Here is a 965-nt window from a genome sequence, read left to right as displayed (position 1 = left end):
CGCGCACAAGAAGGCGGTATTTCGGAAATTGATGGTGACACCATTGCTTACCATTTCCATGAACCTTTGGGTGTTGTGGGGCAAATTATTCCTTGGAACTTCCCTATCTTAATGGCGGCTTGGAAACTTGCACCTGCCTTGGCTGCAGGGAACTGCATTGTGCTTAAACCTGCTGAACAAACCCCGGTCAGCATTCTAGTTTTGGCAGAATTGATTCAAGACATCCTACCTGCCGGTGTGCTAAATATTGTCAACGGTTACGGCGTAGAAGTCGGTCGCCCGCTAGCAACTAATCCACGTATTGCCAAAATTGCATTTACGGGTTCTACGGCTGTCGGCCAAATGATCATGCAGTATGCCACTGAAAATATTATTCCTGTAACACTGGAACTTGGTGGCAAATCACCAAACATTTTCTTTGAAGATGTGATGGATCAAGACGATGACTTTTTGGATAAAGCGCTGGAAGGCTTTGCCATGTTCGCACTCAACCAAGGTGAAATTTGTACCTGTCCTTCACGTGCTTTAGTCCATGAAAGCATTGCAGATAAATTCCTTGAAAAAGCCATTGAACGTGTAAAGCGCATTAAGACCGGCCACCCACTGGATACCGACACCATGATTGGCGCTCAAGCTTCGCAAGAGCAACAAGATAAAATCTTAGGTTGTATCGCAACTGGTCGTGCAGAAGGTGCGCAAGTGCTGACCGGTGGTGGTGAACGCCAAGAAGTTGGTGAAGGTTTCTACATCGAACCGACCATTTTTAAAGGCAATAACAGCATGAAGATTTTCCAAGAAGAAATCTTTGGCCCTGTGCTGTCCGTAACAACCTTCAAAGATTTTGATGAAGCGATTAAGATCGCCAACGACACGATTTATGGACTTGGCGCAGGCGTATGGTCACGCTCAGCACACACCTCTTACCGAGCTGGCCGTGCCATTCAAGCCGGTCGTGTATGGACCAA

1 protein-coding gene is annotated in these 965 nt (G+C 46.8%); it reads left to right on the top strand.

Going from position 1 to position 965, the window contains the following annotated elements; all coding sequences use genetic code 11:
* The coding region (locus tag DYI81_RS17845) for an aldehyde dehydrogenase family protein (RefSeq protein WP_117008206.1) at nt 1-965 on the top strand (965 nt) is incomplete at both ends.

Source organism: Acinetobacter sp. SWAC5, from assembly GCF_003419885.1.
GTDB lineage: Bacteria > Pseudomonadota > Gammaproteobacteria > Pseudomonadales > Moraxellaceae > Acinetobacter > Acinetobacter cumulans.
Note: the sequence above shows the minus strand (reverse complement) of the source record. Positions and strands in the feature narration are given on the sequence as shown.